This window comes from Rhodoferax ferrireducens (assembly GCF_031458075.1).
Classification (GTDB): Bacteria; Pseudomonadota; Gammaproteobacteria; order Burkholderiales; family Burkholderiaceae_C; genus Rhodoferax_B; species Rhodoferax_B ferrireducens_A.
In genome coordinates, this window is sequence record NZ_JAVDXT010000005.1 from 438,892 (window position 1) to 446,051 (window position 7,160).

General features: G+C 58.2%; 14 protein-coding genes. 1 reads left to right on the plus strand and 13 read right to left on the minus strand.

The window, feature by feature from the left end; translation table 11 throughout:
• Positions 1 to 58: 58 nt before the first annotated feature.
• Positions 59 to 931, plus strand: coding sequence for a LysR substrate-binding domain-containing protein (locus J2X19_RS23130; protein ID WP_116606584.1), 873 nt, complete (start codon positions 59 to 61; stop codon positions 929 to 931).
• Positions 932 to 1,009: 78 nt separating this feature from the next.
• On the opposite strand, the gene J2X19_RS23135 is transcribed toward J2X19_RS23130, so the two are convergent.
• The 13 genes from J2X19_RS23135 to J2X19_RS23195 all read right to left on the minus strand — a co-directional run.
• The gene (locus tag J2X19_RS23135) at positions 1,010 to 1,519 is read right to left on the minus strand and encodes a peroxiredoxin (protein WP_310376866.1); all 510 of its coding nucleotides are present in this window, start codon (positions 1,517 to 1,519) and stop codon (positions 1,010 to 1,012) included.
• 96 nt (positions 1,520 to 1,615) lie between these two features.
• A complete protein-coding gene (gene rpsQ / locus J2X19_RS23140; RefSeq protein WP_092759968.1) occupies positions 1,616 to 1,885 on the minus strand; it encodes a 30S ribosomal protein S17 in 270 nt (89 codons plus the stop codon).
• Between the two features lie 11 nt (positions 1,886 to 1,896).
• The gene (rpmC, locus tag J2X19_RS23145) at positions 1,897 to 2,106 is read right to left on the minus strand and encodes a 50S ribosomal protein L29 (protein ID WP_092759966.1); all 210 of its coding nucleotides are present in this window, start codon (positions 2,104 to 2,106) and stop codon (positions 1,897 to 1,899) included.
• Positions 2,107 to 2,119: 13 nt separating this feature from the next.
• Complete coding sequence (rplP, locus tag J2X19_RS23150) at positions 2,120 to 2,536, minus strand: 50S ribosomal protein L16 (protein ID WP_116606582.1); 417 nt, start codon at positions 2,534 to 2,536, stop codon at positions 2,120 to 2,122.
• Between the two features lie 2 nt (positions 2,537 to 2,538).
• A complete protein-coding gene (gene rpsC, locus J2X19_RS23155; protein WP_092759964.1) occupies positions 2,539 to 3,441 on the minus strand; it encodes a 30S ribosomal protein S3 in 903 nt (300 codons plus the stop codon).
• A gap of 14 nt (positions 3,442 to 3,455) precedes the next feature.
• On the minus strand, positions 3,456 to 3,785 hold the full coding sequence (rplV, locus tag J2X19_RS23160) for a 50S ribosomal protein L22 (RefSeq protein ID WP_076196166.1): 330 nt from the start codon (positions 3,783 to 3,785) through the stop codon (positions 3,456 to 3,458).
• 9 nt (positions 3,786 to 3,794) lie between these two features.
• Positions 3,795 to 4,073 (minus strand): 30S ribosomal protein S19, encoded by a 279-nt coding sequence (gene rpsS / locus J2X19_RS23165; protein WP_076196164.1) that lies wholly within the window; start codon positions 4,071 to 4,073, stop codon positions 3,795 to 3,797.
• An 11-nt stretch (positions 4,074 to 4,084) separates the two neighbouring features.
• Positions 4,085 to 4,909: a 50S ribosomal protein L2 gene (gene rplB / locus J2X19_RS23170; protein WP_092759962.1), complete on the minus strand. Its 825-nt coding sequence runs from the start codon at positions 4,907 to 4,909 to the stop codon at positions 4,085 to 4,087.
• A gap of 2 nt (positions 4,910 to 4,911) precedes the next feature.
• A complete protein-coding gene (rplW, locus tag J2X19_RS23175; RefSeq protein ID WP_369821623.1) occupies positions 4,912 to 5,232 on the minus strand; it encodes a 50S ribosomal protein L23 in 321 nt (106 codons plus the stop codon).
• Between the two features lie 5 nt (positions 5,233 to 5,237).
• On the minus strand, positions 5,238 to 5,858 hold the full coding sequence (gene rplD / locus J2X19_RS23180) for a 50S ribosomal protein L4 (protein ID WP_092759960.1): 621 nt from the start codon (positions 5,856 to 5,858) through the stop codon (positions 5,238 to 5,240).
• Positions 5,858 to 6,532, minus strand: coding sequence for a 50S ribosomal protein L3 (rplC, locus tag J2X19_RS23185; protein WP_092759957.1), 675 nt, complete (start codon positions 6,530 to 6,532; stop codon positions 5,858 to 5,860). The genes rplD and rplC overlap by 1 nt, the downstream gene beginning before the upstream one ends.
• 203 nt (positions 6,533 to 6,735) lie before the next feature.
• Entirely contained in the window at positions 6,736 to 7,050 is a 315-nt protein-coding gene (rpsJ, locus tag J2X19_RS23190; RefSeq protein WP_019575636.1) for a 30S ribosomal protein S10, read from the minus strand.
• 17 nt (positions 7,051 to 7,067) lie between these two features.
• Positions 7,068 to 7,160 (minus strand): EF-Tu C-terminal domain-related protein (locus J2X19_RS23195; protein WP_473198107.1); only part of this gene is annotated, 93 nt, incomplete at its 5' end.

Below are 7,160 nucleotides of genomic sequence, written 5' to 3' on the forward strand. Positions count from 1 at the left end.
AGGCAAAAAGGGGGCCATTGTAGCGAGCACCCCCTGGCGTAAGAGGGACAATGCCGGCATGAGTGCTACGCGTATACCCCCAATCCAGTGCCTGCTGACCTTCGAAGCTTTGGCCCGTTTGCGCAGCGTAACCCAGGCGGCCGACGAACTGTGCGTCACCTCCAGCGCGGTCAGCCACCGGGTCAAGCAGCTGGAGCAGATCCTGGGCACCAAGCTGTTTGGCCGGGCCGACTTTTCGCTGACCACCGAGGGCAGCGAGTACCTGGCCCATGTACGCGAGGGCCTGGCGATCCTGGAGCGCTTCCCCAGCACCCAGTCGGCACCCGGCAAACGCAAGCTGCGGCTGGCGGTCACGCCGACCTTTGCCCGGGCCATCCTGATCCCGCGGTTGCGCCAGTTCACCGAGGCCTATCCCGAGATCGACCTGACCCTGCAGGTGTCGATTCCCTTGCTCGACGTGGTGGCCGAAGACGCCGACCTGATGGTGCGCTTCGGCACCGGCCGCTATGCGGATGTAGAGCATGTGTGCCTGACCCGTGACGAGGTCACGCCGCTGGCCTCGCCGGCCTTTGTGCGCGAGCACGGCCCGTTCGACGCAGTCGACGACCTGGAAGGTGCACGCCTGCTGCGCTCGCCGCTCGAGCCCTGGCGTACCTGGTTCGCGGCCCACCAACTGGACTGGCCCGAGCCCGCCGAGGGTTCGCAGTTCAACGACATCGGCCTGATGTGCGATGCCGCAGCCGCCGGCATGGGCATCGCCCTGGTGCGGCTGCGCTTGGGCGCACCCTGGCTGGACAACGGTGCGCTGGTGCGCTTGTACGCGCGCAGCGTGCCCAGCCCGCATGCGCATTACCTGTGCTGGAACACTGGCGCCATGGACCGCTGGGAGTGCGCAGCCTTTGCCGACTGGCTAAAAAAAGCCGTCGCCTGACACTCAATTTTCAAACAAAAAGAGCTGCTGGCGCAGGTACTACGCGCGCCAGCAGCTCTTTTATTGATAGCAAATGACTTATACGGCCTTGGCTTGGGCCAGCAGGGTGGCGGCATCGCTGACTTCAAACTTGCCCGGACCTTCGACGTTCAGGCTGGCGACCACGCCGTTCTTCACGAGCATCGAATAACGGTTGCTGCGCAGGCCCAAGCCTTTGGCGGTCAGGTCCAGGGTCAGGCCGGCGGCCTTGGCGAAGTCAGCGCTGCCGTCGCCCAGCATACGGACCTTGCCAGCGGTCTTCTGGTCACGCGCCCAGGCGCCCATCACAAAGGCATCGTTCACGCTGAGGCACCAGATTTCGTCCACGCCAGCGGCTTTGAAGGCCTCGGCATTGGCCACGTAGCCGGGCACATGCTGGGCCGAGCAGGTGGGCGTGAAAGCGCCTGGCAGGGCGAACAAGGCAATCGTCTTGCCCGCGGTGGCCTTGGCTACGTCGACCGCGTTCGGGCCGATGCTGCAGCCTTCGCCTTCGACTTCGGAGTATTCGAACAGGGTGGTGGATGGAAGGGTATCGCCGACTTTGATCATGGTGTGCTCCTGGAGTGAAAAGAAAAATGGGGCTGTGCCAGCCCCATAAACAAAAACGGTCCACATTGTGGACCGTTTTTTAACTAGTTTGCAGTTTTAGACTGCAATAGCCTTTTGCACCAAGCGGGTAGCAACCCAGTTCTTGGTCTTCGAGATCGGACGGCTTTCCGTGATCTCGATGGTGTCGCCCAGCTTGAACTCGCCCTTTTCGTCATGGGCGTGGTACTTGCTCGACTTGCCAACGATCTTGCCGTAGAGCTCGTGCTTCACACGGCGCTCGATCAGCACGGTCACAGTCTTTGCTCGTTTGTCGCTGACCACCTTGCCAATCAAGGTGCGCTTGAGGGATGTTTTAGCTTCCGTCATGTTTTCGCTCCTTACTTAGCGGTTTTGTCAGCGGCTTGCTTCTCGACAAGAATGGTCTTGGCGCGGGCAATGTCACGACGCGCAGTGCGGATCGTGGCTGTGTTGGTGAGTTGTTGCGTGGCTTTTTGCATACGCAGACCGAAATGGGCGCGTTGCAGCGCTTTCACTTCGTCCTTCAGGCCGGCAACGTCTTTGGTGCGCAGTTCAGTAGATTTGGTCATATCAGTCTCCTGCTTACTGGCCAATCATGCGGGCAACGAAGGTGGTGCGCAAAGGCAGTTTGGCAGCAGCCAAACGGAACGCTTCACGGGCCAGTTCTTCAGGAACGCCGACGATTTCAAAAACGATCTTACCCGGCTGAATTTCAGCCACGTAATACTCAGGGTTACCCTTGCCGTTACCCATACGCACTTCAGCAGGCTTTTGGGAAATTGGCTTGTCGGGGAACACGCGGATCCAGATACGGCCACCACGCTTCACGTGGCGGGAAATCGCACGGCGTGCGGATTCAATCTGGCGGGCCGTCAGACGGCCACGGTCCGTGCACTTCAGACCGAAGTCACCGAACGCAACCGAGCTACCCCGGGTTGCGATGCCGGTGTTACGGCCTTTTTGCTCTTTGCGGTACTTGCGACGCGCGGGTTGCAACATGTTTATTCTCCTTTACCGTCAGCTGCAGCAGGTGCAGCAGGCGCGGCTACTTTACGGACGCGCTGAACGGTAGATTTCGGTGCAGCTGCACCTGTGGCTTCAACAGGCTTGTCGCTACCGTCTGCAGGGGCCGCATTGGCACCTACAGGGCGGCGGGGGGCACGTGCTGGAGGACGGTCATTGCCACCGGGACGGCCACCGCGGTCATCGCGACGGGGTCCACGGGGACGACGTTCTTCTTCGCTGCGCGGCTCTTGCGCGGCGGGGGCATCATTGCGACCCAGGTGGTCACCCTTGTAGACCCAAACTTTCACGCCAATAATGCCGTAAGTGGTTTTGGCTTCGGAGGTGCCGTAGTCGATGTCCGCACGCAAGGTGTGCAGTGGCACGCGACCTTCGCGGTACCACTCGCAACGAGCGATTTCAATGCCATTCAGACGGCCAGACGACATGATCTTGATGCCCAGGGCACCCAGACGCATGGCGTTTTGCATGGCGCGCTTCATCGCACGGCGGAACATGATGCGCTTTTCCAGCTGCTGGGTGATGCTGTCGGCAATCAGCTTGGCATCGATTTCAGGCTTGCGCACTTCTTCGATGTTGACTGCGACGGGCACGCCCAATTGCTTGGCCAGGTCACGCTTGAGGTTCTCGATGTCTTCGCCTTTCTTCCCGATCACGACGCCCGGACGAGCCGAGAAAATCGTGATACGGGCGTTCTTGGCAGGACGCTCGATCAGAATGCGCGAAACCGAAGCGTTTTTCAGCTTGGCTTTCAGGTACTCACGTACCTTGATGTCTTCGGCCAGCATGCCGGCGAAGTCGTTGTTGCTTGCGTACCAACGGCTGGACCAGTTACGGCTGACCGACAAACGAAAGCCGGTAGGGTGGATTTTTTGTCCCATATCTTCCGAACCTCTTAGTTGCCGACCGTCACGTACACATGGCACGTGGGCTTGCTGATACGGTTACCACGGCCTTTTGCACGGGCCGTGAAGCGCTTGAGCGTGGCACCTTGTTCGACGTAGATGGTTTTAACCTTCAACTCGTCGATATCGGCACCGTCATTGTGCTCAGCGTTGGCGATAGCCGACTCCAGCACCTTCTTGATGATCACAGCAGCTTTTTTCTGCGTGAATTCAAGAACGTTCAGAGCTTGGTCTACCTTTTTGCCGCGGATCAAATCTGCGACCAGACGGCCTTTGTCTACTGACAAACGCACGCCACGAAGGACTGCACGTGTTTCCATGGTCTTTCCTTATTTCCGCACGACTTTTTTGTCGGCAGGGTGACCCTTGAAAGTACGGGTGAGTGCGAACTCTCCCAACTTGTGGCCCACCATTTGGTCGGTAATATAGACAGGGACGTGCTGTTTGCCGTTATGCACAGCAATGGTCAGGCCGATGAAATCGGGCAAGATCATGGAACGACGCGACCAGGTCTTAATTGGCTTTTTGTCCTTGGTTGCCACGGCCTTTTCGGCCTTGGCAATCAAGTGGTGGTCTACGAACGGACCTTTTTTGAGTGAGCGAGTCATCTAGCTACCCCTTACTTCTTGCGACGCGACACCACCATCACTTGGGTGCGCTTGTTGTTACGGGTACGGTAACCCTTGGTCAGATTGCCCCAAGGATCGACTGGATGACGGCCTTCGCCGGTCTTACCTTCACCACCGCCGTGTGGGTGATCCACAGGGTTCATCACCACACCGCGAACGGTTGGGCGGATACCCATCCAACGCTTGACACCGGCCTTGCCCAAACGGCGCAGGCTGTGTTCTTCGTTGGCGACTTCACCAATGGTGGCGCGGCATTCGATATGGATCTTGCGAACTTCACCCGAACGCATACGCACCTGGGCGTAGGTGCCTTCGCGCGCCAGCAGCGTCGCGGAGGTACCGGCCGAACGGGCGATCTGCGCACCAGCACCGGGCTTAAGCTCGATGCAGTGGATGGTCGAACCGACAGGAATGTTGCGGATAGGCAAGGTGTTACCAGCGCGGATCGGGGCTTCAGCACCGCTCAGCAGGGTTGCACCGGCTTCCAGACCACGGGGAGCAATGATGTAGCGACGTTCGCCGTCGGCATAGCACACCAGAGCGATGTGGGCCGTACGGTTAGGATCGTATTCAATACGCTCGACCTTTGCGGGAATGCCATCCTTGTTGCGAACGAAGTCCACAACACGGTAATGGTGCTTATGACCGCCGCCGCGGTGGCGGGTGGTGATATGACCATTGTTGTTACGGCCCGCCTTTTGGAACTGGGGTTCCAACAGCGCCGCGTGAGGAGCACCCTTGTACAGGTGGTCACGCGAGATCTTCACCATGCCGCGTTGGCCTGGCGAAGTGGGTTTCATTTTAATGACAGCCATGATTACGCGGCCTCCCCGGTCAGGTTCAGCTCTTGACCTGGCTTCAGCGTCACATAGGCCTTGCGCACGTTGTCGCGGCGACCGATGGATTTGCCAAAACGCTTGGTTTTGCCTTTGGTGTTGACCACAGAAACGCCCTTGACTTCCACCTTGAACATCAGCTGCACTGCAGCCATGATCTCGTGCTTGGTCGCGTCCTGGAGTACCTTGAACGTCACTGCATTGGACTTCTCAGCCACCATGGTTGCCTTTTCAGACACGATGGGAGCGATCAGCACTTGCATCAGACGGCCTTCGTCAAATTGACGGTTGGTCAAGTTCATGCGGCTCATGCGAACATCTCCTGGAGTTTGTCCATGGCAGCCTTGGTCACCAGAACCTTCTTGTAGTGCACCAGCGACACCGGATCGGCGTAGCGGGGTTCAACCACCAGAATGTTCACGAGGTTACGGGAAGCCAGATACAGGTTTTCATCGATTTGGTCAGAAATGACCAGCACGGATGCCAGGTTCATCGCCTTGAACTTAGCCGCCAGCGGCTTGGTCTTGGGCGAATCAACAGTCAACGAGTCCACCACAGCCAGACGGCCTTCACGGGCCAGCTGCGACAGGATCGCGGCCATACCAGCGCGGTACATCTTCTTGTTGATTTTCTGCGTAAAGTTTTCATCAGGCATGTTCGGGAAAATACGACCGCCGCCGCGCCACAGAGGCGAGGAGGTCATACCGGCGCGAGCGCGGCCGGTGCCCTTTTGCTTGAATGGCTTCTTGGTCGAGTGGCGAACCTGCTCACGGTCTTTTTGGGCACGGGTGCCTTGACGCGCGTTGGCTTGGAAAGCGACTACGACTTGGTGAACCAGGTCTTCGTTGTAAGCACGACCGAATACGGTTTCGGGCACATCGATCTTGGATGCGGCCTGGCCTTGGTCATTCAGGAGTTCGAGCTGCATTAGTTCGCTCCTTTTGCTGCTTTGGCCTTGATGGCCGGACGCACCGTCACAAAACCACCCTTGGAACCAGGAACTGCGCCCCGGATCAAAAGCAGTTGACGGGCTTCGTCAATACGGATCACGTCGAGGTTCTGGGTGGTAACGAGGTCGTCACCCAGATGGCCCGTCATGCGCTTACCAGGGAACACACGACCTGGATCCTGGGCCATACCGATGGAGCCAGGAACGTTGTGTGAACGGCTGTTACCGTGCGATGCACGCTGCGAGCTCATGTGGTGGCGCTTGATGGTACCGGCGTAGCCTTTACCAATCGTGGTGCCTTGCACGTCGACTTTTTGACCCACCGCAAAAACAGCGGACACGGGCACAGCAGAACCAGGCTTGTACTGGGCAGCGGCATCCGAGGTAACGCGGAATTCTTGGATGATCTCACCGGCTTCCACGCCTGCTTTCGCAAGGTGACCGGCTGCCGGCTTGGTTACACGCGAAGCTTTGCGTGCACCGAATGTGACCTGCAGGGCCACATAACCGTCATTCTCTTGGGTTTTGATCTGGGTCACGCGGTTGTTAGACACGTCTACCACCGTGACAGGAACTGCGTCCCCTTCATCGGTGAATAGGCGCATCATGCCTACCTTGCGGCCCAGCAACCCTAGGGAGTTGCTTTGACTCATTGTTTTCTCCGTAACTTCCACCCGTGCAACTGCAATTGGCTACACGGTTTGTGTGTGAAAGACTGTTAATAAAACTGCGTAAAAACCCTGACGAATTTCTGCGCAGCCTTGGAGTATAGCCCGCACTTGCCTTTGAGGCAAGTGCGGGCTATTTCCTTGGGTGGTTTGTGGCTCCCGCTTGCACGGAAACCACACCGTTTTGCTTATTGCAGCTTGATTTCGACGTCCACGCCAGCGGGCAGATCGAGCTTCATCAACGCGTCAACGGTTTTGTCCGTTGGGTCAACGATGTCCATCAGACGCTGGTGCGTACGGATTTCGAACTGGTCGCGGCTGGTCTTGTTGACGTGCGGCGAGCGCAGGATGTCGAAACGCTTCATGCGGGTTGGCAAAGGCACGGGACCCTTGACAATCGCGCCGGTGCGCTTGGCGGTATCCACAATTTCAGCGGCCGATTGGTCGATGAGTTTGTAGTCAAACGCCTTCAGGCGGATGCGGATTTTTTGCTTGGTAGACATGGTGCTTCCTTGTCGAATTAAGCAATGATCTTGGCAACCACACCGGCGCCGACGGTCTTGCCGCCTTCACGGATAGCGAAACGCAGACCTTCTTCCATGGCGATGGGGTT

What these genes read in the sequence shown, in the direction of transcription:
- J2X19_RS23130 (WP_116606584.1), top strand. Translation starts at nt 59, where the DNA reads ATGAGTGCTACGCGTATACCCCCAATCCAGTGCCTGCTGACCTTCGAA.
- J2X19_RS23135 (WP_310376866.1), bottom strand. Translation starts at nt 1,519, where the DNA reads ATGATCAAAGTCGGCGATACCCTTCCATCCACCACCCTGTTCGAATAC.
- rpsQ (WP_092759968.1), bottom strand. Translation starts at nt 1,885, where the DNA reads ATGACGGAAGCTAAAACATCCCTCAAGCGCACCTTGATTGGCAAGGTG.
- rpmC (WP_092759966.1), bottom strand. Translation starts at nt 2,106, where the DNA reads ATGACCAAATCTACTGAACTGCGCACCAAAGACGTTGCCGGCCTGAAG.
- rplP (WP_116606582.1), bottom strand. Translation starts at nt 2,536, where the DNA reads ATGTTGCAACCCGCGCGTCGCAAGTACCGCAAAGAGCAAAAAGGCCGT.
- rpsC (WP_092759964.1), bottom strand. Translation starts at nt 3,441, where the DNA reads ATGGGACAAAAAATCCACCCTACCGGCTTTCGTTTGTCGGTCAGCCGT.
- rplV (WP_076196166.1), bottom strand. Translation starts at nt 3,785, where the DNA reads ATGGAAACACGTGCAGTCCTTCGTGGCGTGCGTTTGTCAGTAGACAAA.
- rpsS (WP_076196164.1), bottom strand. Translation starts at nt 4,073, where the DNA reads ATGACTCGCTCACTCAAAAAAGGTCCGTTCGTAGACCACCACTTGATT.
- rplB (WP_092759962.1), bottom strand. Translation starts at nt 4,909, where the DNA reads ATGGCTGTCATTAAAATGAAACCCACTTCGCCAGGCCAACGCGGCATG.
- rplW (WP_369821623.1), bottom strand. Translation starts at nt 5,232, where the DNA reads ATGAACTTGACCAACCGTCAATTTGACGAAGGCCGTCTGATGCAAGTG.
- rplD (WP_092759960.1), bottom strand. Translation starts at nt 5,858, where the DNA reads ATGCAGCTCGAACTCCTGAATGACCAAGGCCAGGCCGCATCCAAGATC.
- rplC (WP_092759957.1), bottom strand. Translation starts at nt 6,532, where the DNA reads ATGAGTCAAAGCAACTCCCTAGGGTTGCTGGGCCGCAAGGTAGGCATG.
- rpsJ (WP_019575636.1), bottom strand. Translation starts at nt 7,050, where the DNA reads ATGTCTACCAAGCAAAAAATCCGCATCCGCCTGAAGGCGTTTGACTAC.